Origin of the sequence: Reyranella sp. (assembly GCF_965227665.1) — a bacterium.
Taxonomy (GTDB): domain Bacteria; phylum Pseudomonadota; class Alphaproteobacteria; order Reyranellales; family Reyranellaceae; genus Reyranella.
The window spans coordinates 4,919,817-4,943,036 of the sequence record NZ_OZ245767.1 but is presented as its reverse complement, the minus strand read 5'-3'; the positions used below and the strand labels follow the sequence as shown (position 1 = coordinate 4,943,036).

The window sequence follows — 23,220 nt, the reverse complement described above, 5'->3', positions numbered from 1 at the left end:
TCACTCAGACGCAACACGACGCACCGCCGGACCGGGGGCTGCCGCCGTCTGACCGGGCGCCACCGCCGTCTGTCCGGGAGCCGGACGGACCGGCAGGGCTCGGCGATGATCGCCGGGCGAACGCCGCACGCTGGCCGGCAAGAGTTGCGGCGGCGCGACGGGGGGCGGCACGGGTGTCGAGGCGATCTCGATCGGGGGCAGGCCGTCCTTCAGGTCGCCCGGCAGGATGCCGTAGAGCGACACCATCTGCTCGATGATGACCTTGACCGACGGGGCCGCCACCCAACCCGCAGTCGCGTAGCCGCCGGTCTCCGGCAGGCCTTTCGGCTCGTCGAGCGACACGATGACGACGAACTTCGGATCGTTCATCGGGAACGCACCGACGAAGGAGCTGATCAGGGCTTTCTGACGATAGCCGCCGCGGCCCGGCTTCTCGGCCGTGCCGGTCTTGCCGCCGACCTCGTAGCCCGGAACGTTGGCGTTCTTGCCCGTGCCCTCGACGGCGTTGAGGCGCAGGAGCTGCCGCATGCTGACCGAGGTCTTCTGCTGGATCACGCGCCGGCCCTTGTCGCTGGCCGCGGTGCGCTTCACCAGCGACGGCTGATAGAGAATGCCGCCGTTGATCATCGCCGACGAGCCCATCGCAAGATGCAACGGCGTCACCGAGATGCCGTGACCGAAGGCGATGGTCATGGTGTTGATCTTCATCCAGTGGCGAGGCCACAGGGGTCCCGCGACTTCCGGCAGCTGGGTCGAGACCGGCTTCAGGAAGCCGATCTTGTCGAAGAAGGCGCGCTGGCCTTCCGGTCCCATGACCTCGACCGCCATCTTGGCCGACGCGATGTTCGACGAAAACTTGAACGTCTCGGCCACGTTCAGCGGACGGCGCTGGGCGTGGTCGTCGTTGATCGTGAAGCGGTCGATGCGGATCGGCGAGGTCGCGTCGAACACGCTGTTCAGCGTGATCTTGCCGCTATCGAGCGCCATCGCGGTATTGAAGATCTTGAAGGTCGAGCCCTGCTCGTAGACACCGAGCGTGGCACGATTGAACAGCGCCTCGTTCGTGAGGGTGCGCGTGCTATTGGGGTTGTAGGTCGGGAGCGACGCCATCGCGAGGACTTCGCCGTTGGTGGCGTCCATGACGATGCCGGTGGCGCCGATCGCCGAGAATTTCTGGACCACGCGCGCGATCTCGCGCTCGACGATGCGCTGCAGGCGAAGGTCGATCGAGAGCTGCAGGGTTTCGCCGCTCTGCAGCTGCTGGTCGAAGTAGCGCTCCACGCCCGCCAGTCCGGTATTGTCGACGCTGGCGTAGCCGAGAATGTGCGCGGCGGCCGTCCCCTGCGGATAAATCCGCCGCTCCTCGGCCTGGAAATCGAGACCGGGAATGCCGAGACGGTTGACGCGGTCATGCTCGCGCGGGCTCAGGCCGCGCTTGATCCAGACGAAGGTCCTGTCGCCTTCCAGCTTTTCACGGACGTCGTCGTACTTGAGATCGGGCAGCGCCGTGACGATCTTGCGCGCGGCCTCCTGCGGGTCGAGCAGCAGGTGCGGATTGACGAACGCCGACATGACCGGGACCGATGTCGCCAGCACGGCGCCGTTGCGGTCCACGATGTCGGCCCGCTCGGACTGGATCGAACCGCCGCGGGCGGCAACGCGCTGCGTCGGCTCGGCGCCGTCGCGCAGCAGCGAGACGTAGCCCATGCGAAGGCCGACCGCGGTGAAGGCCAGGCCGAAGATCACCGAAGCGATCACCAGACGCTGGCGCGCGGTCTCCTGGACGTCGCCCTTCAGCCGCTCCTTGGGCGAGGTGTAACGCGCGCCGGCCGCCGCGTTTACCGCGGCGGCCGGTTCGGGCGAGGCAGACTTTCGCCACAGCTTCACCGGGAACCCCCTTCATTTCGTGAGAGGATATCATCGATGGAGGTTGCGACGCTCTTGCCGTCGCCTCCCGGACCCGATGTTGCCGGCTCTTGGATTTGGGCCGGTCGAGGGGGCGTCGTGGGTCCGGAGGAACGCTGGGAAAGGGGTGCGGAGGCCGGCGAGGGGCTGCCGGCCTCCGCTGCGACGCGGCCACCACCACCGGGCAAGTTCGACGAGGGGACGTCGTTGCCCGTTCGTGGGGGGGAAGGAGGTGGTGGATCGCGCCGCGGGGGGACAGATTCGGGTTTGAGCTGATCGAGTCGGACGACCTGCTTGATCGAGGCCGACTCGAGTTTGAGATGCTTCTGCGCGAGCGCTTCGATGCGCTCGGATTCGTTCAGGTGAGCCCATTCGACCCGCAGGATATGCGTGGCCTGCTGGCTCTCGATGATCTTCTGGTTGGTGCGGTCGATGCGCTCCTCAAGGTCCTGCACCTTGTACTTCACGGTGAACAGGCCCACGGCCGTGGCGACGGCGACGACCGACCAGAACAGGAGCCCGCGATGGATCATGCGGCACCGCCGGCGCCGAGCTTCTCGGCGACCCGCAGACGTGCCGAGCGGGCCCGCGGATTGGCGGCGACCTCTTCGGGCGACGGCAGCGTGGGCTTGCGCGTCAGATCGCGCAGCGTCGCGGGCCGCCCACCGGCGCCCGGCGGCGCGTGGCGCGACGGGCCGGGCGTGCGACCGGCGCGGGCGCGGACGAATTCCTTTACGGCCCGGTCTTCCAGAGAGTGGAAAGACATGATCGCGAAACGGCCGCCCGGCGCGAGCACCTGCTCGGCCGCGGCGAGGCCGCGCTCGAGTTCGCCCAGCTCGTCGTTCACGGCGATGCGCAGGGCCTGGAAGGTCCGCGTCGCCGGATCGCTCTCGTCCCGGCCCTGCGGACCGACCGCACGGCGCACGATCTCGGCCAGCTCGCCCGTGGTCTCGATCCGCTTGGCACGCCGCGCCTCGACGATGCTGCGCGCGACACGGCGGCTGCGGCGTTCTTCACCGTAGCGCCAGATGATGTCGGCGAGCTCCGTTTCGTCTGTTTCGTTTACGAGATCCGCCGCCGACGGACCGTTCCTCTCCATGCGCATGTCGAGGGGGCCCGAGGCGCGGAAGGAGAAGCCGCGATCGGCCTGGTCGAACTGCATCGACGAGACGCCGAGATCGAGCGCCACGCCATCGACGTCCTCGACACCTTGGGCCGACAGGAGCTCCGCCATGTCGCCGAAGCGGCCTTCGATCAGGCGCAGGCGCGGCGCATAGCGTTCGGCCAATGCCTGGCCGGCGGCAATCGCGTCGGGATCGCGGTCGATGGCGATGACCTGGCAATCGGCGCGATCGAGCATCGCCGTCGTGTAACCGCCGGCACCGAACGTGCCGTCGAGATAGCGGCCGCCGTCACGCGGCTGCAGCGCATCGACGACTTCGCGCGCCATAACGGGAATATGGCGAACGCCGCTCATGCGTCGCCTCCGCCGAGATTGCGCACGAACGCCGCCATCTTCTCGCGCTCGGCCTCGCGGCGCGCCTGCCAGCGGGCTGGGTTCCAGAGCTGGAACTTGTCGACCTTGCCGACCAGCATGACACCGTCGGTCGCATCGAGCGTCTGGACGAACTCGGCCGGCATCGTGAAACGGCCATCGGGCTCCAGCGAAATCGTGCGCGCGCCGGCGGACAGAAACCCGGCCGGATCGAAGGCGTCGTCGTCGAGAGCGACCTTCAGCGAACCCTTGGGACCCAGCGCTTCGGCGCGCAGGCGGTCCAGCATGGCGTCGAAGCCGGCGCGGGAGTTGCCGTTCACGAGACCGGCGATGGTGGGAGAATGATAGAGCACGAAGGCGCCGCGATCGTCCGCAGGCAGCTCGTCGCGAAAAGCCGCGGGCAACAGGACCCGGCCCTTCTTGTCCAGCTTGATCAGGATCTCGGACCGGAATGCCACGGCCCATCTCCCCCTAGCCCCGCCGCAGGTGCCCCACGCCCCTACGTTGCCTGTTACACGGGATACATTGGGATATCATGGGAAAGACCGGGATGCAATTATATCGACTAAGAATCCACAAGGAATCTGAACGACTTAGACACGACCTCTATTGCGCTCTCCGCACTGAAAAGCACAAGGGGTTGTAGATTCGAGTGCTGATTGAGGAACGAAAAGGGTCAGACGGCCTGTAAGCCGGGTTCTGTCCTCGCCCGAAAGCGATGGATGGCCATTCCTCTGGGACGTCCGTTACCGAACGCCTCGCGCGACCGACCCGGGCGACGACGCGGAAACACCGCTGCCGGTTGCCCGGCGTGTCGCCCCTATTTGGTCTTGCTCCCGGTGGGGTTTGCCATGCCGCTTCCGTTGCCGGTCGCGCGGTGGGCTCTTACCCCACCGTTTCACCCTTGCCGTCCTGGCAAGCCAGGCAGGCGGTTTGTTTTCTGTGGCACTTTCCCTGGGGTCGCCCCCGCCGGACGTTATCCGGCACCGTGTCTCCGTGGAGCCCGGACTTTCCTCACCCGCACGGTTGCCCGCCCGAGTGCAGCCATCCAGCCGTCTGACCCGGCGCCTGACTAGGCCGCCCGTCCCAGCGGGTCAAGCAGGCCGGCCAGTTGGGACCGTGTTTCTGGATCGATCATGCCGTCGACCTGGGCCGCCCGGAAATGGCGCTGGAAGGCTTTCACGATCTCCTTCGGCGGCACCGCGAGCGGCGCCGCATACCCGTATCGTTGAAGCGCCTTGTGGAAGTCGCCATCGAGCGGCCGCGCGCCGGCCTTCGGCCACAGGCCGATCCCCTGCTCCGCCAGTCGCTTCCACGGGAAGCGCCGGCCCGGATCGATCTTGCGCTGGGGCGCGATGTCGGAGTGACCGACGACGTTGCGCGGATCGATGGCCGGATGGCGCGCCAGGATTCCCCGGCAGAGTTCGACCAGAGCCTCGATCTGTTCGGCCGGATAGTCGTGCCGGTCGCCGTGCAGGTTCACGATCTCGATTCCGATCGAGGTGCCGTTCAGCGCCTCGCGGCCGCGCCACCAGGATTTGCCGGCATGCCACGCGGTGCGATCCTCGGGCACGAGGCGATAGGCGGTGCCGTCGAGATCGAGGACATAATGGGAGCTCACCCGATGCTCGCGCGCCGCGTCGCGCAGGATGTCGAGCGACTCCTGCAGCGGAAGCTCGGTGTAGTGCAGAACGAGGATATCGACGACGGCGCCGTCCGCCCTGGGCGCGTGGTTGGGCGACGGCAGGTCGATGAGCTTCACGGTCAGGCCGGCACGAGACCGCGCTGCCTGCGCAGCCGGTCATAGGCGTCGTTGATCAGCGCGAGCTTGCGGTTTGCCACCGCGATCGCCTCTTCCGGCAGTCCCTGCGCCATCAACCGGTCTGGATGGTTCGCGCGGACCTGCCGCAACCAGGCCTCGCGAATCTGTTCGTCGGTGGCCAGCGGGTCGATGCCCAGCACCACGCAGGGCTCACATTCGACCGCGCCCAGCGCGGCGGCCTTGGCGCGCTCGAACCGCGAGCTGGGCAGGCCGAAGATACCGGCGACCTTCGCCAGATAGTCGGCCTCCGCGACATCGATCCTGCCGTCGGCCTGCGCAATGCTGAACAGGCCCTCGACCACGTTCTCGAGGATCTCGGGCGCATCGGGAAACAGTGCGGCGACCTGGCGGGCATAGGTCTCGAAGCCGCCGGCATCGCGCTTGGCCAGGTCGAAGAAGCGTTCGACGTTGGCCTCCTCACCCGGAGGGACCTGGAAGAACTCGCGGAACGCCGCCCTCTCGACCTCCGAGACCTCGCCATCGACGCGCGCCATCTTGGCGCCCAGTGCGATGACGCCGATGGTGAAGCCGATCTGCCGCAGGCCGGGATGACCGCCGTCGTCGGCCGGCGGCGAGGACAGGCCCAGCAGTTCGGCGATGCCGAGGCCGTTCATGCCCTCCACGATTTTGTCCCAGATCCTCATGCCCTGTCCTTATAGCAGGAGGGAGCCGATTGCGACGCAGACCAGGAGGCCGAGCGCCAGGCGGCGATAGAATGTCTCGCTGGCCAGCGGGAACAGGCGCTCGCCCACCACGCCGCCCAGCATGACGGCCGGCGCCAGGAACAGGCCCTGCACCCCGGTACTCCAGCCGATCAGGTCGCGCGAGGTGAACGCGATCAGGGCGAGAAGGTCCACGAACACGAAATAGGTCGTGAGATTGGCGCGCACATGCGCTGCAGAATTGGCGCCCGCGAGGTAATAGAAAGCAATCGGTGGGCCTGCCATACCCGAAAGCCCGTTCAGGAACCCGCTCGTGGCGCCGGCGGCGAGTGTCGTGGCGGCGTTCGGCCGCCCGGAGAATCGCCAGCCGCTGGCGAGCATGACGACGGCGCACAGGATGATGGCCGAGATCGCCCACCGCATCGGCTCGGGGTCGACGGCCGTGAGCACGAGGTTGCCGAACGGCACGCCGATGGCGGCCGCCAGCAGCAGCAGGCCGATGCGCCGCCAGTCGACCAGGGGCAGGACGCGGGGCACCAGGGGCAGCGCGACGGCGATCTCCAGCAGCAGGCAGAGCGCGACACCGACCGCCGGCCCGTACAGCGCCGAGAAGATCGGCGTCATCATCATCGCGGCCCCAAATCCGGCAAAGCCTCGCACCATGCCTGCAATGCAGGCAACGAGGGCGGAAATCAGGAACGGAGCGCTCAACAGATCGGGCATCGCGGGCCGGACGCTAGCATTGCCGGAGCGCCGGGCGCGCATCATATAATGGAGGTCATGGCCTCAAAGAATCTCGCGGTTCCGGCTGCTCCCCTCCTGATGCCGTACATCCAGCGGCGGCCGGAGCTCGAAGGCATCACGCCGAAGCCGTTCAAGCTCGTGTCCGATTACACGCCGGCCGGCGACCAGCCCGAGGCGATCCGGCAGCTCATCGCCGGCGTCGAAGGCGGCGAACGCGACCAGGTCCTGCTGGGCGTCACCGGCTCGGGCAAGACGTTCACCATGGCCAACGTGATCGCGAGCCAGGGACGGCCGGCGCTGGTGATGGCGCCCAACAAGACGCTAGCGGCGCAGCTCTACGCGGAGATGAAGGGGTTCTTCCCGGAGAACGCCGTCGAGTATTTCGTCTCTTATTACGACTACTACCAGCCCGAAGCCTACGTCCCCCGTACCGACACCTTCATCGAGAAGGATTCGTCGATCAACGAACAGATCGACCGGATGCGCCACTCCGCGACGCGCGCCCTGATGGAGCGCGACGACGTCATCATCGTCGCCTCGGTCTCCTGCATCTATGGCATCGGCCCGCTGGAGAACTACCAGAAGATGACCTTCCGCCTGCACAAGGGGCAGAAGATCGACCGCACCACCCTGCTGCGTCGCTTCGTCGAGCAGCAGTACAAGCGCAACGACAACGCGTTCCAGCGCGGCAGTTTCCGCGTGCGCGGCGATACGATCGACCTGTTCCCGGCGCACTACGAGGATCGCGCGTGGCGCTTCGAGATGTTCGGCGACGAGATCGAATCGATTACCGAATTCGATCCCCTGACCGGCGACAAGACCCTGTCGCTGAACGACATCATCGTCTACGCCAACAGCCACTACGTGACACCCAAGCCCACGCTGCAAAAGGCGATCGAGCAAATCAAGGCCGACCTCAAGCAGCGGCTGGAGGAGTTCAACCGCGCCGGCCGGCTGCTCGAGGCACAGCGGCTCGAACAGCGTACCAACTTCGACATCGAGATGATGGAGACCACCGGCGCCTGCGCCGGCATCGAGAACTATTCGCGCTATCTCACCGGCCGCAAGGCCGGCGATCCGCCACCCACCCTGTTCGAGTACTTCCCTGAGAATTCGCTGCTGATCTGCGACGAGAGCCACGTCACGGTGCCGCAGATCGGCGGCATGTTCCGCGGCGACTTCAACCGCAAGAGCGTGCTGGCCGAGTTCGGCTTCCGCCTGCCCTCGGCGATCGACAACCGGCCGCTCAAGTTCGAGGAATGGGACGCGCTGCGGCCGCAGACGACCTATGTCAGCGCCACGCCGGGCGATTGGGAGATGGAGCGCACGCAGGGCACCTTCATCGAGCAGGTCATCCGTCCGACCGGCCTGATCGATCCGACCGTCCTGATCCGGCCGGTCGAGAAGCAGGTCGACGACCTGATCGCCGAGTGCAAGGACTGCGCGAAGAAGGGCCAGCGCGTCCTGGTCACCGTGCTCACCAAGCGCATGGCCGAGGATCTCGTCGAGTACATGCACGAGGCCGGCATCCGCTGCCGCTACCTGCATTCCGACATCGACACCTTGGAGCGCATCGAGATCATCCGCGACCTGCGGCTGGGCGCCTTCGACGTGCTGGTCGGCATCAACCTGCTGCGCGAGGGCCTCGACATTCCCGAATGCGCGCTGGTCGCCATCCTCGACGCCGACAAGGAAGGCTTCCTGCGCTCGCCGACCTCGCTGGTGCAGACGATCGGCCGCGCCGCGCGCAACGTCGAGGGCCGCGTCATCCTCTACGCCGACAAGATGACGGACTCGATCAAGTATGCCATTTCGGAGACCGACCGCCGTCGCGCCAAGCAGACCGCCTACAACGAGAAGCACGGCATCACGCCGGCCTCGGTGAAGCGCAACATCGCGGAGATCCTGCAGTCGACCGCCGAGCGCGACCACTACACGGTCGACACCGGCGTGTCGGGCGACGTCCATCTGGTCGGGCACAATCTGCGCACCCACATCGTCGAACTCGAGAAGCGGATGCGCGCCGCCGCCGCCGACCTCGAATTCGAGGAAGCCGGCCGCCTGCGCGACGAGATCCGCCGCCTCGAGGCGCACGAACTTGAGCTTCCGGGCCAGGCCGCCAGCGCCAATGTCGGCGTCCACCTCGGCAAGATGCAGCATTCGCGGGTATTTCGCGGCGTGCGCACGGGTTCGGGGGGACGCGGCAAGCCAGCCCGGCGCAGCGGCCGGTAGCAATTCGAGCCTCGGCAGTTTCGCCTGACCGCCTCTCGTCGAGAGTTTCCTCGCCGGCCTGAATCCGGTCGTTATAGTCCCCGCGCATGTCCGCCGCGCCGACCGACCTCCGTCGCTATCTCGCAGCCCTCGCCTCGCTGACCCTGATCCAGGTCATCTCGACGATGGTCTTCAACCAGGCGTCGGTGCTGGCGCCCGCCGCCGCGGCCGAATTCGGCGTCGCGGCCGCGGACGTCGCCTACTACGTGTCGATCGTCTATCTCGCGGCCATGATCTCGACCGTGGGCGGCGGCACGCTCACCCGCCGGATGGGACCGATCCGCTTCATCCAGGCCGGGCTCACCATCGCGGCGCTGGGCTCCTTCGTCTTCTCGACGGGCGGCCTGGCGATGGCCGCGCTTTCGGCCTTCATCGTGGGCCTCGGCTCGGGCCCGCTCACCATCGCCAGCTCGCACATCCTGGCGCGCGTGTCTCCGCCACGGCTGGCCAATGTCACCTTCTCGCTGAAGCAGAGCGGCGTGCCTTTGGGCTTCGCGATCTGCGGCGCCGTGCTGCCGACTCTCGCACTCGATTTCGGCTGGCGCTGGGCCGCGGCCTCGGTCGGCCTTCTCTCGATTGCCGCCGCCATCGCCATCCAGCCGCTGCGCGCCCTGTACGACGACGAGCGCAGCGGTGGTTCAGCGCGCCTCCCGACCTTGGCGGAAATCTTCGAGCCGCTGCAACTCGCCTGGCGCGATCCGATCCTGCGGCCGATGTGCTTCATCGGCATGCTGTTCTCGGCCACGCAGGCAATCGTCGTGAACTTCACCGTCGTCTATGCCGTCGACGGGCTCCAGATGTCCTACGTGCTGGCCGGCGCGCTCCTGTCGGCGGCAACCCTCGCCGGCGCCTTCGGCCGGATCTTCTGGGGCGCACTCGCCGACCTGCTGCGCCGGCCGTCGGCGGTGCTGGCGGGCATCGGTGCCATCATCGCAATGGCTGCCACGGTAATGTCCTTCTCGACGCCCGCCTGGCCCACCACCGCGGTTTACATCGTCTGCACGATCCTGGGCGGCACCGCCGTCGGCTGGAACGGCGTGTTCATCGCCGAGAGCGCCTCGCGGGCACCCCCAGGACGGGCCGCTGAATTCACCGGCGCGACGCAGCTCTTCGTGTTCTGCGGCGCACTCCTGTCGCCGCTCCTCTTCCGCACCGTGCTGGCCATCACCGGCGTCTATGAGGCGGGCTATCTCCTGCTGGCGGCGGGCGTGGCGACGGCCTCGTTCTTCCTCGGCCGCGCGGCGCTGCGCCGATCCTGACTCAATCTTCCTTGAGCGCGCTTTCGTGCCAGCGGCGCAGCAGCAGGTGCGAAACCAGGGACAGCAACAGGTAGATCGCGATGCCCGCCGCGGAGATCAGCACCAGGGCCGCGAACATGCGCGGGATCTTGAGCTGGTAGCCCGATTCGAGGATGCGGTAGGCGAGGCCCGATTCGCGGCCGCCCGAGCCCGCGACGAACTCGGCCACGACGGCGCCGATCAACGCCAGCCCGCCCGAGATGCGCAGGCCTCCCAGGAAGTACGGCAGCGCTGCAGGCAGGCGCAGATCGATCAGCGTGCGCCAGCGGCTCGAACCGTAGAGTTCGAACAGGTCGAGCAGGTTGCGGTCGACCGAGCGCAGGCCCAGGACGGTGTTCGACAGGATGGGGAAGAAGGCCACCAGCCAGGCACAGATCAGCAGCGAGACATTGACGTCGTCGACCCAGGCAATGATCAGCGGCGCGATGGCCACGATCGGCGTCACCTGCAGGATGATGGCGTAGGGAAAGAGCGACAGCTCGATCCAACGCGACAACGAGAACAGCAGCGCCAGCAGGACACCGACCACCACCGCGGCAACCAGCGCCTGCAATGTGATCGTGAGCGTGACCACCAGCGCCGGCCACAGCGTGCCCCAGTCCGACACCAGCGTCTTCGCCACCAGGATCGGCCCCGGCAGGATATAGGGCGGGATCGCCATCGCGCGGACGAGGCCCTCCCACAGGGCCAGCATGAAGATCCCCATCAGGACCGGAGCGACGATGCGGGCGCTCATGCGATCATCCCCAGCCTCATCCTGAGGAGCGACGCGCAGCGTCGCGTCTCGAAGGATGGGATCAGGCGAAGCGTTCGTAGCCCATGCTTTGAGATGCCGGCCTGCGCCCGGCTCCTCAGCATGAGGTCTTGCTCTGAAAAACGGGCGCTCATGCCGCCATCGCTTCCGAAAGCTGCGTCGAGGTGAGGCGGCAGAGGGCGGCATAGTCGGCGGAGGTGCCGAAGGCCTCGCTGCGTGGATAGGGCGCCGGGATGGCGAGTTCGGAGCGCACGCGGCCGGGGCGCGCGCTCATCACCACGATGCGCTGCGACAGGAATACTGATTCGAACACCGAGTGGGTCACGAACACGGCGGTGAAGCGCGTGCGCTGCCAGAGTTCCAGGAGGTCGGTGTTCAGCCTGCGCCGCGTGATCTCGTCGAGCGCGGCGAAGGGTTCGTCCATCAGGAGCAGCTTCGGCGAGGTGACGAGCGCCCGCGCAATCGAGACGCGCATCTTCATGCCGCCCGACAGTTCGCGCGGATAGCTCTTCTCGAAGCCCTTGAGCCCGACGCCCGCGAGCGCCTCGGCCGCGCGCGCCTCGCGTTCCGAACGCGCCAGCCCGCGCAGCTTGAGCGGCAGGGCCACGTTGGCCAGCGCCGTCGTCCACGGCAGCAGGGTCGGTTCCTGGAAAACGAAGCCCAGGTCGGGCCTGCCCTGCGGCCAGTCGATCGCTCCGGTGGTCGGCTCGGCGAGACCGGCGACTAGGCGCAGCAGGGTCGATTTTCCGCAGCCCGAGGGGCCGAGTACGCTCAGGAACTCGCCGGCCTCGATGTCGAGCGAAGCGCCGCCCAGCGCCTGGACGCCGTTCGCGAAGACCCGGGAGACGTCGCGGACCCGAACGAGCGGCATCAACCCGCGGGCAAGGTCAGGTCGAGCCGCGTGGCCCAGACCGGCAGCGGCAGCGAGTCCCGGGCGGCGAGGTTGGCGGGCAGCACGGCGCGATCGGTCACCTTGCCGAACGGCAAGACGAGCCCGGCGCGCACGCCGAACACCGCGTCGCCGTCGAGATGCTCGTCATCCTCGGGGAAGAACTCGGTGATGAGCGGTGCATGCCCGGGCGCCTGAATGATCATATGCAGATGGGCCGGCCGCCAGGCGTTGCGGCCGAGGACGCGCAGCATGTCGCCGGCCGGGCCGTCGTCCGGCACCTTGTAGGAGACCGGCCGCACGGTGGTGAAGGCGAAGGTGCCGTCGTCGGCCACGGTGAGGCGCGCATGATAGTTGGTTGGCGACTGCGAGGGGTCCTGCTGGGCATAGAGCGCGTTCCCGGCGTTCTGCCAGATCGCCAGCACGGTCCCTTTCGCTGGCGCGCCCTTTCCGTCGACGACACGACCGCTCACGACCAGCGGCTCGCCCACCTGGCCGCGCCACAGATCGCCGCCATTGGGCAGCTCGGGCGCGCCCTCGATGTGGAACGGGCCGAGCACGGACGACGGCGTGCCGCTCCCGGCGGCGTTCACCATGTCCACCAGCGACGACACGCCGAGCAGGTCGGAGAACAGGATGTACTCGTTGCGCTTGTCGTCGGTGAATTGCGTCGCACGCGTGAGCGCATCGATGGCGGCGCCCCACTCCGCCTGCGTGACCTTGTTCTCGCGCACGAAACTGTGCAGGTGGCCGGCCAGCGAGACCAGCAGCGTCCGCGCGCGCTCGGACGGCGCGTTGCGCGCATAGTCGGCGAACGCCTGGGTGATCGAGGTCGGGGTGAGATTGCGCACGGAAGCCTCCCTGGGTCGGGGCCTCGGCCCGTTACCGCGGCGCCCGCAGGAGCGCGTCGTAGTCCGCCCGCAGCAGCGCGAACAGCAAGTGGTCGGCCCACTGGCCGTTGATGCGCAGATACTGCCGGGCCAGCCCCTCCTCGTGAAAGCCGACCTTGGTCAGTACCGCCTTGGAGGGTTCGTTGTGCGGCAGGCACGCGGCCTCCAGCCGGTGCAGCCGCAGGTCGTCGAACACGAACGGCAGGGTGGCCCGCAGCCCGTCGGTCATCAGGCCCTGGCCGGCATAGGGCTGGCCCATCCAGTAGCCGACGGACGCGGCCTGGGCGACGCCGCGGCGGACGTTGCTGAGGTTGATACCGCCGACCAGCCGGCGGCCTTCATTGGTGAAGACGAACAGGCCATAGGCCTCCCCGGCCCGCCATTCCTTGATCTGCTGGCGCAGCCGGCGCCGGAAATGGTCGCGGGCCAGCGAATCCTCCGGCCAGGTGGGCTCCCAGGGCGTGAGAAAGGCGCGGCTGCGGGCCCGCAATTCGGCCCATTCCGGCCAGTCGTCCAGGCTCGGCGCGCGCAGAAACACGCGCTTCCCGGTGATCCGGGTCATCCCAGACAGCGACAACGGGACGTCGGCAAAGCGGAACATCTTGGGCTATACTCGCGGTTCTTCGGAATTCTTGCATGTTTTCCGGGGTTCGACGTAGGAAATTGAGACGGTCCGTCACGCACCGGGGCGCTGGAAGAGCTGCCGCCATTCGGCCAAACGGGCGTATTACATCCATCCATCGCAAGTCTTCGAGGCACATCGGCCATGGAATCGGCGAGCAAACCCAGTGTCGGCGAAAAGGGCAGATTCTATCTGACCAAGCACATCTGGCTTCCCCAGCAGCCGCTGGAGGATTTCAACCTCAAGCTTTCGGACATGATCCTGCGGAACATGCCGAAGCTGCCGCTGGGCGGCGAGGACGCGTTGAAGGCCTTTCCAGTCCTGGCCGAACTCAAGAAGAGCCACGCCAAGATCAAGGCCGACCTCGAGTACCTGCTGAGCCATCATGAGGAGATCCCGGCCCTCCACGAGGTCCACCCGCGCGACCTCTATGTACCGGGTCGCGCCTGGCGCACCTTCCTGCTGAAGCTGTGGGGCCATGACGTTCCGGAGAATGCCGCAGCGGTGCCGGATACGATGGCTGCGATCGCGAGGATCCCCGGCGTCCACACGGCGCTGTTCAGCATCCTCGCCGGCCGCGCCGAGATCGAGCCGCACCGGGGATCCGCCGCCGGCATCATCCGCTTCCACTACCCGCTGATCGTGCCGACCGAACCGGAGAAATGCTGGATCGAGATCGGCGGCCACCACTTCTTCTGGAGGGAAGGCGAGCCGCTGGTCTTCGACGACACGCGAGAGCACTGGGTCAAGAACCAGACCGACGAGACTCGGGTCGTGCTGATCATCGACTTCAACGCGCCGATGCCGTTCCCGATGAATCTCTACACCGGCCTGCGCTACAATCTCGTCCGCCGCAGCGCCGAGATCAGGACCGCCATCGAACGCGCCGCGATCGGCGTCCCTCCGCGCACGGCCGTCCCGGCAGAACTTCCCCGCGCGGCCTAACCATGGAGCGCGCCACTCCAGTGGCGCTCTTCTCATGATTCTTGAGCGCAACTGCAGTTGCGCTCCCCGATGAGCCCGAAAGGCTGGCATTCTCGCGGATACCTTCCGCATTTCGATTCGCCCGAAACGCTGCAGTTCGTGACATTCCGGCTGGCCGACAGCCTTCCGGTGGAATCAATCGAGAGACTCCGGGCTGCAGCCGGATCGATCACCATTTCCGAGCGTGACGCCTTCTTGGATGCAGGCTTGGGGGCCTGCTGGCTCCGACGGCAGCAAATTGCAGAAGTCGTGGAGTCCGCCCTTCTACACTTCGATGGTGAACGCTATCGCCTGATTGCGTGGACGATCATGCCCAACCATGTCCATGTCCTCATCGAGCTCTTCGGCAAGCACTCGCTGGGATCTGTCGTCGGTTCATGGAAGAGATTCTCCGCCCGCATGGCGAATCAGGCGATAGGCCGCTCAGGGCCATTCTGGCAGGACGACTACTGGGATACGTACATCCGCGATGAACGGCATTTCGAATCCACAGTCAGCTACATCGAGAACAATCCGGTGAAGGCCGGCCTCGTCGTCGATGCTGCCGATTGGCCGTGGAGTCATATCAGGCGTCGCACACAATCGAAGAGATGAGCGATGAGCGCAACTGGAGTTGCGCGCTCCTTTGATGCAGATCAGGCCGCGAGGCGGCCGGCGATCTTGTCGAGCGATTCCAGACCATCGATCGGGCCCAGGGCGGCGAGGGTGAGTTCGCCCTTCAGCAGGCGGCGAGCGACTCGGCGCACGGCGTCCTGGTCGACCGCCTCGATGCGCGACACGATCTCCGCGTAGGGGATGGTGCGGCCGTGGACGATCAGGTGGCGCGCCGCCTGCTCGCAGCGCGCGCCGCTCGATTCGAGGGCCATCAGCGTGCCGGCCTTGATCTGGTTGCGGGCGCGCACGAGTTCCTGCTCGTTCAGCGTATCGGCCACAGTGACGAATTCCTCGCACACGGCAGGTACCAGTTCCGCCAGATCGTCCTCGCCGGTGCCGGCATAGATGCCGAACAGGCCGCCATCGGCATAGGCTGTATTGAAGCAGTGGATGCCGTAGACCAGCCCCCGCTCCTCGCGGATGCGCTGGAACAGGCGCGAGGACATGCCGCCGCCGAACAGCGTCGAGTAGATCGCCAACGCAAAATAGTCGGGGTCACGATAGCCGATGCCCTCGCACCCCAGCACGAGATGCGCCTGCTCGAGCACACGCTGTTCGCGGCCATCGCCGCCGACATAGGCCAGCGGGACCGGCCGCTCGGCATTGGCGGGCGTGCGCGGCACCGAGCCGAAATGCTTCTCCGCGAGATCGACGATCTGGTCGTGCTCGACCCGCCCGGCCGCCGACAGGACCATGTTTCCGGCCGTGTAGTGACGCGCGAGGTAGGCGAAGAGATCGTCGCGGCCGATCGCCTCGACCGACGTGGCGGTGCCCAGCACCGGCCGGCCGAGCGGCTGGCCCGGCAGGGCGGTCTCCTGGAACTGGTCGAAGATCAGGTCGTCGGGCGTGTCGAGGGCCTGGCCGATCTCCTGCAGGATGACGCCACGCTCGCGCTGCAGCTCATCGGGATCGAACACCGAGTTGCGCAGGATGTCCGACACCATCTCGATGCCCAGAGCCACGTCCTCTTTCAGGACAGAGGCGTGATAGGCGGTGATCTCGCGGCCGGTATAGGCGTTCAGGCTGCCGCCGACATTCTCGATCTCCTCGGCGATGGCGCGCGCGCTGCGGGTGCGGGTGCCCTTGAACGCCATGTGCTCCAGCATGTGGGCCATGCCGTTCAATTCCGCCGTCTCGTGGCGGGTGCCGCAGCCGACCCAGATGCCGAGCGATGCCGATTCCACCTCGGGCATCGGGTCGACGGCGATCCGCAGGCCGTTGCCCAGCGTCGTAACCTTCACATTGCTCACGTGCGCACCTTGGTTCTGGCTACGGGCGCGGCGGCCATCTCCCGTCGTTCGTCGATCATGGATTTTAGGGCCGCGACATCGTTCGGCATGCCGTCGGCGCGCTCGGCCCGGTCCAGCAGGTCGCCGAGCCGCTCCGGCAGGCGCGGCCGCTGGCCGGTCGCCTTCTCGACGGCGTCGGGGAACTTGGCGGGATGCGCCGTCGCCAGCACGACCATGGGAATGGCGGGATCGCGTCGGTGCTGCTGGGCCAGCGCATAGCCCACCGCGGTGTGCGGATCGATCGTCTCGCCGAAACGGGTCAGGCAGTCCTTCATCGCCGCCAGCGTGCCGGCATCGTCCAGCCGGCCTGCGTCGAAGAGCTGGCGGATGCCGGCCAGCACGTTGCCGCCGACCTTCAGCGTGCCGGTGCTGCGGAACGCGGTCATGGCGTCGGCCAGGGCGACACCGTCGCGTTCGTAGAGATCGAACAGCAGGCGCTCGAAGTTGCTCGAGATCTGGATGTCCATGCTGGGGCTCAGCGTCGGCACGACCCCGGAGGTCGTCATCGTGCCGCTCTCGAAGAAGCGCGCCAGGATGTCGTTGCTGTTGGCGCCGACCACGAAGTGCGAGATCGGCAGGCCCATTTGCTTCGCCGCATAGCCCGCATAGACATTGCCGAAATTGCCGCTGGGCACGCTGAACGCCACGGGGCGATCCGGGGCGCCGAGCTTCAGCGCCGCCCAGAAATAATAGACGATCTGCGCCATCACGCGGGCGAAGTTGATCGAGTTCACCGCCGTCAGCGCATGCCGGTCGCGGAACGCCAGATCATTGAAGCAGGCCTTGGCGAGGTCCTGGCAGTCGTCGAACGTACCCTGCACCGCGATGTTGTGGACGTTGGGCGCCAGCACCGTCGTCATCTGCCGACGCTGGACCTCGCTCACGCGGCCGTGCGGGAACAGCATGAAGATGTCGATGGTCTTGCGGTCGCGCACCGCCTCGATGGCGGCCGAGCCCGTATCGCCCGACGTGGCACCGACGATGGTGGCGTGCTGGCCGCGGGTCGTCAGGGTCTGGTCGAGCATGCGGCCGAGGAGCTGCAGCGCCACGTCCTTGAAGGCGAGCGTCGGGCCGTGGAACAGCTCGAGCAGATGCAGGCCCGAATCGCCCAGCGGCTTCAGCGGCGCGACTTCCGGCGTCTCGAACGAGGCATAGGCCTCGCCGATCAGGCGACGGAAGGTCGTGTCGTCGAAAGTGTCGCCGACGAACGGCTTCATGATGCGGAAGGCGAGCTCGGTATAGCTCAGCCCCTTCAGAGCCGCGATCTCGGCCTTGCTGAACTGCGGCCATTCGGCGGGCAGGTAGAGGCCGCCGTCACGGGCGAGGCCCGCGAGCATGATGTCTTCGAAGCCGAGCGGCGCAGGATTGCCCTGCGAGCCGTGGCGGGTGCTGATGTAACGCAAAGGATTCCTCCGGCTAGGCGACCTGCCGACAGGCCTCGTGGTCCTTGCGGACCCGCTTGGTGGAGGCCGGGAACTTGGCCAGTGCCCTCTCGGGGCGGGTCGGACGCTTGACCAGATCGCCGCCGCAGTTCGGGCAATGGCCGCCCAGGCGGGTTTGCGCGCAGTCTGTGCAGAATGTGCACTCGAAGGTGCAGATCAGGGCGTCGGACGCGCCGTTGGGCAGGTCCTTGTCGCAGCATTCGCAGTTCGGACGAAGGTCGAGCATGGGTCCCTCTTACGCCTGGAGGTAGCGGCTTTCCAGATGGGCTTTGAACGCCGCGGCGCCCAGAGGCGCGCCGGTGGCTTCTGTCAGGATCTCGTCTGTCGTCGCGATCGAGCCCTTGCCGTGTACATTGGTGCGTAGCCAATCCAGCAGCGGGGCGAAATCGCCCTGCCCGATGGCGTCCATCAGGCCGGGATGGGCGCGGCGGGCGGCGGCGAAGAGCTGGGCCGCAGCCAGCGCCCCCAGCGTATAGGTCGGGAAATAGCCCCACCCACCGTCGGGCCAATGGATGTCCTGCAGGCAACCCATCGAATCGTCCGGCGGCACGATGCCGAGCAGTTCCCGCATGCCGTCGTTCCACGCGCCCGGCAGATCGGCCAGCGCGAGGTCGCCCGCCAGCATTGCCCGCTCCAGCCGGTAGCGCAGCATGATGTGCAGCGGATAGGTGACCTCGTCGGCATCGACGCGGATGAACCCCGGCGCCACGCGCGTATAGAGCCGATGGACGTTCTTTTCGGTCCAGGCCGGCCCGTCCTTGCCGAAGGCGGCGCGCATGCGCGGCGCCGCGAAGGCGAGAAACGCGTCGCTGCGGCAGGCCTGCATCTCCATCAGCAGCGACTGGCTCTCGTGCAGGGTCATGCCGCGCGCGTGACCGACCGGCTGGCGCCGCCAGGCCCTGGGCAGGCCCGCCTCATAGAGGCCGTGCCCTGTCTCGTGCAGCACGCCCATCAGCGAACGGGCGAAATCCGCCTCGTCGTAGCGCGTGGTGATGCGCACATCGTCGGACGTCCCGCCGGTAAAGGGATGCGCCGATACGTCGAGCCTGCCGTGATGGAAGTCGAAGCCGATCCGGCGGATCAGCTCCTCGCCCAGCCGGCGCTGCGCCTCGACGGGAAACGGTCCCTCGAGCGGCAAGGGCTCGGGCCGGCTCCTCTGGTGCTCGAGCACGCGGCCCAGCAGATCCGGCAGGAACCCACGCAACTCGTCGAACAGCGCATCGATGCGCGCCGAGCGGCCGCCGGGTTCGAACTCGTCGAGCAGCGCGTCGTACGGCGACGTGCCCAGCGCGGCGGCCTTGGCCTCGCCGACCCGCCGCATGATGTTCAGCACCTCGGTAAGGGTCGGCAGCAGCGATTTGAAGTCGGCATTCTTTCTCGCGGAGCGCCAGGCGTGCTCGCAGGCCGAGCAGGCCCGCGTGCGCGCCTCCACGAGGTCGGAGGGCAGCGCGCTCTCGTGCACCCAGGACCGCCTCATCTCGCGCAGGTTCGCCGCCTGCCAGGCATCGAGTGAGGCGCTGCCTTCCTCGGCGCGCGCCAGGAGATCGGGCATCTCGGGCGCCGAAATGATCTCGTGGGCGATCACGCCCAGGGTGGCGAGCTGGTCGGCGCGATCCTCGGTGGCGCCGTCCGGCATCATCGTCGAACGGTCCCAGTTCAGGATCGCCGACGCGCGACCGAGGGCGCTCAGCCGCGCGAAGCGGCGCTCCAGCTCGGCATAGGGATCGTTGGCGATCATGTGCTCTTCTTGCGTCCGTTGATCTCCAGCCGGCCGTTCTCCCAGTGATAGGCGAGATAGACGCCGGACAGCGCGAGGGCGATCAGGAACCAGGTGATGGCGTACTGGAGATGATCGTTGGGGATTTCGAGCCGCGTCTGGCCGCCGACCGGGATGCCCCCCGGATTGGGCGTGGCATCGGACTCGAGGAAGAACGTGTCCAGCTTGGGATCCGGCGGAGCGCCCGCCATCTTGCGCATCAGCGGCACGTCGGCCTGAAACCAGACGTTCTTCTCCGGCACGTTCTCGGGCGCGAACCGCGCCCGGATCTGCGATCGGCGCACCAGACCGGTGAGTTCGACGCGGCCCGACGGCTGCGCCGCAGCCTGTGTCGCGGCGGCGCGGTCCGGGACCCAGCCGCGATCGAACAGGACGATGCGGCCATCGTCGGTCTTCAGCGGGACGATGACCTGCAGGCCGACCTTGTTCTTCAGGCTGCGTGCGGCCAGGAAAAACTCGTGGCCATGCTCGAAAGTGCCGCTGACCTTCACGCGCCCGTATTCGTGGCGCAGCGGAATGCCGCTCAGCAGCTGGTCGAGCGTCATCGGCGGCGCCGCCTGGTTGGCGGCGATGCGATCGATGATGTCGCGCTTCCACTCGCGGCGCTCCATCTGCCAGAAGCCGAGGCTCAGCGAGAGAACCAGGATGGGCAGCGAGACGAGCGTGGGCCAGAGAGCAGGCCTCAGCCGGATCATGGTGTCTCCTCTACTCGTCGAGTTCGGTCGTGCGATGGACGAACTGCTGGGCAACCAGCAGCGCCTTGAGGAAGCGCAGCATCCCGACGGCCAGCCCGAAGGTGAGCGGCAGCCAGATGACGACGTGCAGCCACCACGGCGGCTCGTAGCGGAACTCGACCCAGAAGACGAGCATCATGATGATGGCGCCAAGTCCCAGGATGACGAACACCGCCGGCCCGTCGCCGGCATCGTTGCCGCGCAGGTCGAGGCCGCACGACTCACAGCGATCCACGACGTTCAGCAGGCCGGCGAACAGCCGTCCCTTGCCGCAGCGCGGACAAGCGCCGCGCAGGGCGACGTCAAAGGGCGATTGGCGGGGCCAGTCGGACAAGGGTGTCTCCCAAAGACGAACCGCCGGGGAGCACCCGGCGGTTCCAAGATAGCCTCTATGTCTGCCTCAGTGCAGGGCGATCGGTGCCTTGCCGGCACCCCACCAGTAGATGCAGAAGAACAGGAACAGCCACACCACGTCGACGAAGTGCCAGTACCAGGCAGCGGCCTCGAAGCCGAAATGCTGCTTGGGCTTGAACTGGCCCTTGGCGGCACGGATCAGGCAGACGATCAGGAAGATCGTGCCGACCAGAACGTGGAAGCCGTGGAAGCCGGTCGCCATGAAGAAGGTCGACGTATAGATGTCCTGGCCGAACGTGAACGGCGCGTGAAGGTACTCGTAGGCCTGGACGCCCGTGAAGATCATACCGAGAAGGACAGTGCAGAGCAGTCCGCGCACGGCGTCCTTCTGGTTGCCCTCGATGATCGAGTGATGCGCCCAGGTCGCCGTGGTGCCCGACAGGAGCAGGATCAGCGTGTTCATCAGCGGCAGGTCGAACGGCGCGATGATGCTGATGCCCTTCGGCGGCCAGATGCCGCCAGTGGCCTCGGTGCGGACTGGCTGGTTCGGTGCGCCCGGATAGAGAGACGCGTCGAAGAAAGCCCAGAAGAAGGCCGCGAAGAACAGCACTTCCGAGGCGATGAACAGGATCATGCCGTAGCGCAGGCCGAGCTGCACGACGGCCGTGTGGTAGACGCGCGACTCGGCGATGACGTCGGACCACCACCAGTACATGACGCCCAGAACCAGCAGCAGGCCGGGGACCAGCCCCCACCAGTGCACCTTCTTCATGAAGGTGCCGAAGCCCTGGCCCAGCATGTCAGGATGGAGCGCAAAGCCGAAGCCCAGCGCCAGCACCAGGGCCGCGAACGAGCCCAGGGCCGGCCACGGGCTCGGGTCGACCAGGTGATAGGGATGCTTGGGAGTACCGCCGGCCATGTTCATCCACCCTTTCCGATATCGCTGCCGGGCAATCCGCCCAGCAAGGTCCTGGCCCGTTCCGTCTTCGCCTCGAAGAATGTGTATGAGAGCGTGATGGTCCGGATGTTGTCGTAGCGCCGATCCTTGTCCATGTCGGGATCGACGAAGAAGATCACGGGCATGTCCACCGACTGCCCGGGCAGCAGCAACTGCTCGGTGAAGCAGAAGCATTGGAGCTTGTTGAACCAGCCGCCCGCCGTTTCAGGCGTGACGTTGTAGGTCGAGGTGCCGACCGCCGGGCGCTGCGAGAGATTGGTCACGCGGTAGTAGGCGAGATACTCCTCGCCCAGCCGGACCGTGACTTCGCGCTGCAGCGGCTGGAACTTCCAGGGCAGCGACGTGTCGACGTTGGAATCGAAGCGCACCTTGACCGTACGGTCCAGGATCGGACGGTCTCCGCTCTGGGCCACGACCGGCGTCCCGCCGAAGCCGGTGGTGCGGCAGAACAGGTCGTAGAGCGGCGCCGAGGCGTAGGCGAAGCCACCCATGCCCGCCGTGACGAGGAAAAGGCGCCGCGCCAGCCGCTTGTTCTTGGCGGCGGTGTCGGGCGTGTCGTCCGTCATCCGTAGCCTCCCATGCGCACGATCGTCAGGGCGAAGAACAGGACCACCAGCACCACGAGAAATCCCGCGATGAACAGGTTCTTGCCGCGCTGGCGGCGGTGCATGTCGGTATCGCCCGGTCGACGGTCCTGTGCCATGGCCGCACTCATCCCGCGATCCGGCTCACGACGAGATCGACCGGCAGCGCCGCGAACAGGACGGCGAGATAGATCAGCGAATAGCGGAACATCTTGCGCGCGGCGCGGAAGGCGGTTTCGTCGTCCGCCGTGCGCCAGACCGCGATCGAGTGGCCGATGAATCCGAGGCTGAGCGCCAGGGCGACCGTCCCGTAGAGCCAGCCGACCGCTCCCAGCAGCGTCGGCGCCAGGGCGACCGGCAACAGCAGCAGGGTGTAGATCAGCATCTGCCGCTTGGTTTCGCGCGGCCCCGCCACCACCGGCAGCATCGGCACGCCCGCGCGGCGATAGTCGTCGCTGCGATAGAGCGCCAGCGCCCAGAAATGCGGCGGGGTCCAGAGGAACACCAGCAGGAAGAGTGCGATGCCGACGGCGGACACGTCGCCAGTCGCCGCGGCCCAGCCGATCATCGGCGGAAAGGCTCCGGCCGCGCCACCGATCACGATGTTCTGAGGCGTCCGGCGCTTCAGCCAGATCGTGTAGATGAAGACGTAGAACAGGATCGCCGCGGAGAGCAGCGCCGCCGCCACGAGGTTCGTCGACACCGCCATCAACAGCACCGAGAAGATCGACAGCAGCACGCCGAGGCCCAGCGCATCGTCCGGTGCCACGCGCCCCGCCGGCAGCGGCCGGTTGCGGGTCCGGGCCATCAGCGCGTCGAGGTCGCGCTCGTACCACATGTTGATGGCGCCGGCCGCGCCCGAGCCCAGGGCGATGGCCAGAACCGCCAGTGCGGCCTTGAACGGATGGACATGCACCGGCGCGATCAACACGCCGATCCAGCCGGTGAAGACCACCAGCGACATCACGCGCGGCTTCAGCAGATCGATGTAGTCGCGAACGCGCGCAGGCGTCGCGGCCCCCTCGATGCTTCCCGTGAATGTGTGCGCGGTGTCGCTCATAGGCCTTTCAAGGCGAAGGCGCCTTCTTGGGG

General features: G+C 67.1%; 25 protein-coding genes and 1 other RNA gene. 4 read left to right on the top strand and 22 right to left on the bottom strand.

All coding sequences use genetic code 11. The features are described from left to right. From ACO07I_RS23910 to ACO07I_RS23875, 8 genes are all read right to left on the bottom strand, one after another. On the bottom strand, positions 1-1,887 hold the full coding sequence (locus ACO07I_RS23910; RefSeq protein WP_422011829.1) for a peptidoglycan D,D-transpeptidase FtsI family protein: 1,887 nt from the start codon (positions 1,885-1,887) through the stop codon (positions 1-3). Then, on the bottom strand, positions 1,884-2,438 hold the full coding sequence (ftsL, locus tag ACO07I_RS23905) for a cell division protein FtsL (protein WP_422011827.1): 555 nt from the start codon (positions 2,436-2,438) through the stop codon (positions 1,884-1,886). The genes ACO07I_RS23910 and ftsL overlap by 4 nt, the downstream gene beginning before the upstream one ends. Further along, positions 2,435-3,382 carry a 16S rRNA (cytosine(1402)-N(4))-methyltransferase RsmH gene (gene rsmH / locus ACO07I_RS23900; RefSeq protein ID WP_422011825.1) on the bottom strand — a complete coding sequence of 316 codons (948 nt, stop codon included), beginning with the start codon at positions 3,380-3,382 and terminating at the stop codon, positions 2,435-2,437. Before rsmH ends, ftsL begins: the two co-directional genes overlap by 4 nt. Next, positions 3,379-3,858: a division/cell wall cluster transcriptional repressor MraZ gene (locus ACO07I_RS23895; protein ID WP_422011823.1), complete on the bottom strand. Its 480-nt coding sequence runs from the start codon at positions 3,856-3,858 to the stop codon at positions 3,379-3,381. The genes rsmH and ACO07I_RS23895 overlap by 4 nt, the downstream gene beginning before the upstream one ends. Positions 3,859-4,072: 214 nt before the next feature. Next, positions 4,073-4,460, bottom strand: an RNA gene (rnpB, locus tag ACO07I_RS23890) — RNase P RNA component class A. 12 nt (positions 4,461-4,472) lie between these two features. Continuing rightward, a complete protein-coding gene (locus tag ACO07I_RS23885) occupies positions 4,473-5,162 on the bottom strand; it encodes an N-acetylmuramoyl-L-alanine amidase (protein WP_422011821.1) in 690 nt (229 codons plus the stop codon). Positions 5,163-5,164: 2 nt separating this feature from the next. Beyond that, complete coding sequence (locus ACO07I_RS23880) at positions 5,165-5,866, bottom strand: TerB family tellurite resistance protein (protein ID WP_422011819.1); 702 nt, start codon at positions 5,864-5,866, stop codon at positions 5,165-5,167. A 9-nt stretch (positions 5,867-5,875) separates the two neighbouring features. Further along, positions 5,876-6,595 carry a sulfite exporter TauE/SafE family protein gene (locus ACO07I_RS23875; RefSeq protein ID WP_422018364.1) on the bottom strand — a complete coding sequence of 240 codons (720 nt, stop codon included), beginning with the start codon at positions 6,593-6,595 and terminating at the stop codon, positions 5,876-5,878. A 3-nt stretch (positions 6,596-6,598) separates the two neighbouring features. Here ACO07I_RS23875 and uvrB point away from each other — a divergent pair, with 3 nt between their 5' ends. Both uvrB and ACO07I_RS23865 read left to right on the top strand, forming a co-directional pair. Next, on the top strand, positions 6,599-8,860 hold the full coding sequence (gene uvrB / locus ACO07I_RS23870; RefSeq protein ID WP_422018362.1) for an excinuclease ABC subunit UvrB: 2,262 nt from the start codon (positions 6,599-6,601) through the stop codon (positions 8,858-8,860). Between the two features lie 86 nt (positions 8,861-8,946). After that, entirely contained in the window at positions 8,947-10,158 is a 1,212-nt protein-coding gene (locus ACO07I_RS23865; RefSeq protein WP_422011817.1) for an MFS transporter, read from the top strand. 1 nt (position 10,159) lies between these two features. Here the strand turns inward: ACO07I_RS23865 and ACO07I_RS23860 are convergent, their stop codons facing one another. From ACO07I_RS23860 to ACO07I_RS23845, 4 genes are all read right to left on the bottom strand, one after another. Then, positions 10,160-10,933 carry an ABC transporter permease gene (locus ACO07I_RS23860; protein ID WP_422011815.1) on the bottom strand — a complete coding sequence of 258 codons (774 nt, stop codon included), beginning with the start codon at positions 10,931-10,933 and terminating at the stop codon, positions 10,160-10,162. Between the two features lie 148 nt (positions 10,934-11,081). Then, entirely contained in the window at positions 11,082-11,822 is a 741-nt protein-coding gene (locus ACO07I_RS23855; protein WP_422011813.1) for an ABC transporter ATP-binding protein, read from the bottom strand. Beyond that, on the bottom strand, positions 11,822-12,691 hold the full coding sequence (locus ACO07I_RS23850) for a dioxygenase (RefSeq protein WP_422011811.1): 870 nt from the start codon (positions 12,689-12,691) through the stop codon (positions 11,822-11,824). The genes ACO07I_RS23855 and ACO07I_RS23850 overlap by 1 nt, the downstream gene beginning before the upstream one ends. Before the next feature lie 31 nt (positions 12,692-12,722). After that, complete coding sequence (locus ACO07I_RS23845) at positions 12,723-13,331, bottom strand: GNAT family N-acetyltransferase (protein WP_298306767.1); 609 nt, start codon at positions 13,329-13,331, stop codon at positions 12,723-12,725. Between the two features lie 165 nt (positions 13,332-13,496). Between ACO07I_RS23845 and ACO07I_RS23840 the strand changes: the two genes are divergently transcribed. Beyond that, positions 13,497-14,297 (top strand): aspartyl/asparaginyl beta-hydroxylase domain-containing protein, encoded by an 801-nt coding sequence (locus ACO07I_RS23840; RefSeq protein WP_422011809.1) that lies wholly within the window; start codon positions 13,497-13,499, stop codon positions 14,295-14,297. A 69-nt stretch (positions 14,298-14,366) separates the two neighbouring features. Next, the gene (locus ACO07I_RS23835; protein WP_422011807.1) at positions 14,367-14,930 is read left to right on the top strand and encodes an REP-associated tyrosine transposase; all 564 of its coding nucleotides are present in this window, start codon (positions 14,367-14,369) and stop codon (positions 14,928-14,930) included. A gap of 41 nt (positions 14,931-14,971) precedes the next feature. Here the strand turns inward: ACO07I_RS23835 and ACO07I_RS23830 are convergent, their stop codons facing one another. From ACO07I_RS23830 to cyoE, 10 genes are all read right to left on the bottom strand, one after another. Further along, complete coding sequence (locus tag ACO07I_RS23830; RefSeq protein ID WP_422011805.1) at positions 14,972-16,240, bottom strand: M16 family metallopeptidase; 1,269 nt, start codon at positions 16,238-16,240, stop codon at positions 14,972-14,974. Beyond that, positions 16,237-17,682, bottom strand: coding sequence for a threonine synthase (gene thrC / locus ACO07I_RS23825; RefSeq protein WP_422011803.1), 1,446 nt, complete (start codon positions 17,680-17,682; stop codon positions 16,237-16,239). The genes ACO07I_RS23830 and thrC overlap by 4 nt, the downstream gene beginning before the upstream one ends. 13 nt (positions 17,683-17,695) lie before the next feature. Next, a complete protein-coding gene (locus ACO07I_RS23820; protein WP_422011801.1) occupies positions 17,696-17,947 on the bottom strand; it encodes a DUF1272 domain-containing protein in 252 nt (83 codons plus the stop codon). A gap of 9 nt (positions 17,948-17,956) precedes the next feature. Next, positions 17,957-19,459, bottom strand: a complete 1,503-nt coding sequence (locus tag ACO07I_RS23815; RefSeq protein WP_422011799.1) for a carboxypeptidase M32 — start codon at positions 19,457-19,459, stop codon at positions 17,957-17,959. Beyond that, positions 19,456-20,193, bottom strand: a complete 738-nt coding sequence (locus ACO07I_RS23810; RefSeq protein WP_422011797.1) for an SURF1 family protein — start codon at positions 20,191-20,193, stop codon at positions 19,456-19,458. Before ACO07I_RS23810 ends, ACO07I_RS23815 begins: the two co-directional genes overlap by 4 nt. 10 nt (positions 20,194-20,203) lie before the next feature. Next, complete coding sequence (locus tag ACO07I_RS23805; RefSeq protein ID WP_422011795.1) at positions 20,204-20,566, bottom strand: DUF983 domain-containing protein; 363 nt, start codon at positions 20,564-20,566, stop codon at positions 20,204-20,206. Between the two features lie 66 nt (positions 20,567-20,632). Continuing rightward, the gene (locus tag ACO07I_RS23800) at positions 20,633-21,505 is read right to left on the bottom strand and encodes a cytochrome c oxidase subunit 3 (protein ID WP_422011793.1); all 873 of its coding nucleotides are present in this window, start codon (positions 21,503-21,505) and stop codon (positions 20,633-20,635) included. Between the two features lie 2 nt (positions 21,506-21,507). After that, positions 21,508-22,110 carry a cytochrome c oxidase assembly protein gene (locus tag ACO07I_RS23795; RefSeq protein WP_422011791.1) on the bottom strand — a complete coding sequence of 201 codons (603 nt, stop codon included), beginning with the start codon at positions 22,108-22,110 and terminating at the stop codon, positions 21,508-21,510. Further along, positions 22,107-22,247: a hypothetical protein gene (locus ACO07I_RS23790; RefSeq protein WP_422011789.1), complete on the bottom strand. Its 141-nt coding sequence runs from the start codon at positions 22,245-22,247 to the stop codon at positions 22,107-22,109. The genes ACO07I_RS23795 and ACO07I_RS23790 overlap by 4 nt, the downstream gene beginning before the upstream one ends. A gap of 8 nt (positions 22,248-22,255) precedes the next feature. Further along, positions 22,256-23,188 carry a heme o synthase gene (gene cyoE, locus ACO07I_RS23785; RefSeq protein ID WP_422011787.1) on the bottom strand — a complete coding sequence of 311 codons (933 nt, stop codon included), beginning with the start codon at positions 23,186-23,188 and terminating at the stop codon, positions 22,256-22,258. Positions 23,189-23,220 lie beyond the last annotated feature (32 nt).

Coding starts and splice junctions, on each gene's coding strand:
- ACO07I_RS23835 (WP_422011807.1), top strand. CDS start 14,367: ATGAGCCCGAAAGGCTGGCATTCTCGCGGATACCTTCCGCATTTCGAT.
- ACO07I_RS23840 (WP_422011809.1), top strand. CDS start 13,497: ATGGAATCGGCGAGCAAACCCAGTGTCGGCGAAAAGGGCAGATTCTAT.
- ACO07I_RS23865 (WP_422011817.1), top strand. CDS start 8,947: ATGTCCGCCGCGCCGACCGACCTCCGTCGCTATCTCGCAGCCCTCGCC.
- ACO07I_RS23820 (WP_422011801.1), bottom strand. CDS start 17,947: ATGCTCGACCTTCGTCCGAACTGCGAATGCTGCGACAAGGACCTGCCC.
- ACO07I_RS23855 (WP_422011813.1), bottom strand. CDS start 11,822: ATGCCGCTCGTTCGGGTCCGCGACGTCTCCCGGGTCTTCGCGAACGGC.
- ACO07I_RS23815 (WP_422011799.1), bottom strand. CDS start 19,459: ATGATCGCCAACGATCCCTATGCCGAGCTGGAGCGCCGCTTCGCGCGG.
- ACO07I_RS23795 (WP_422011791.1), bottom strand. CDS start 22,110: ATGACGGACGACACGCCCGACACCGCCGCCAAGAACAAGCGGCTGGCG.
- ACO07I_RS23790 (WP_422011789.1), bottom strand. CDS start 22,247: ATGGCACAGGACCGTCGACCGGGCGATACCGACATGCACCGCCGCCAG.
- ACO07I_RS23845 (WP_298306767.1), bottom strand. CDS start 13,331: ATGTTCCGCTTTGCCGACGTCCCGTTGTCGCTGTCTGGGATGACCCGG.
- ACO07I_RS23880 (WP_422011819.1), bottom strand. CDS start 5,866: ATGAGGATCTGGGACAAAATCGTGGAGGGCATGAACGGCCTCGGCATC.
- ACO07I_RS23860 (WP_422011815.1), bottom strand. CDS start 10,933: ATGAGCGCCCGCATCGTCGCTCCGGTCCTGATGGGGATCTTCATGCTG.
- cyoE (WP_422011787.1), bottom strand. CDS start 23,188: ATGAGCGACACCGCGCACACATTCACGGGAAGCATCGAGGGGGCCGCG.
- ftsL (WP_422011827.1), bottom strand. CDS start 2,438: ATGATCCATCGCGGGCTCCTGTTCTGGTCGGTCGTCGCCGTCGCCACG.
- rsmH (WP_422011825.1), bottom strand. CDS start 3,382: ATGAGCGGCGTTCGCCATATTCCCGTTATGGCGCGCGAAGTCGTCGAT.
- ACO07I_RS23810 (WP_422011797.1), bottom strand. CDS start 20,193: ATGATCCGGCTGAGGCCTGCTCTCTGGCCCACGCTCGTCTCGCTGCCC.
- ACO07I_RS23800 (WP_422011793.1), bottom strand. CDS start 21,505: ATGGCCGGCGGTACTCCCAAGCATCCCTATCACCTGGTCGACCCGAGC.